The 553-nt window shown below is 51.0% G+C and carries 1 rRNA gene; it reads right to left on the reverse strand.

The window, feature by feature from the left end:
• Window positions 1–553, reverse strand: a 23S ribosomal RNA gene (locus GCN74_RS28285); the annotation flags it as partial.

Consider the following 553-nt stretch of genomic DNA (forward strand, 5'->3'; position numbering starts at 1 on the left):
ATATCCGCAGCTTCGGTGACTGGCTTAGCCCCGTTACATCTTCCGCGCAGGACGACTCGATCAGTGAGCTATTACGCTTTCTTTAAATGATGGCTGCTTCTAAGCCAACATCCTGACTGTTTTAGCCTTCCCACTTCGTTTTCCACTTAGCCAATCTTTGGGACCTTAGCTGGCGGTCTGGGTTGTTTCCCTCTTGACGCCGGACGTTAGCACCCGACGTCTGTCTCCCAAGCTCGCACTCATCGGTATTCGGAGTTTGCAATGGTTTGGTAAGTCGCAATGACCCCCTAGCCATAACAGTGCTCTACCCCCGATGGTGATACTTGAGGCACTACCTAAATAGTTTTCGGAGAGAACCAGCTATTTCCAAGTTTGTTTAGCCTTTCACCCCTACCCACAGCTCATCCCCTAATTTTTCAACATTAGTGGGTTCGGACCTCCAGGGCGTGTTACCGCACCTTCATCCTGGCCATGAGTAGATCACTTGGTTTCGGGTCTACACCCAGCGACTGATCGCCCTATTCGGACTCGATTTCTCTACGGCTTCCCTATC

Origin of the sequence: Janthinobacterium sp. FT14W (genome assembly GCF_009208755.1) — a bacterium.
In the GTDB taxonomy this organism is placed as follows: domain Bacteria; phylum Pseudomonadota; class Gammaproteobacteria; order Burkholderiales; family Burkholderiaceae_D; genus Janthinobacterium; species Janthinobacterium violaceinigrum.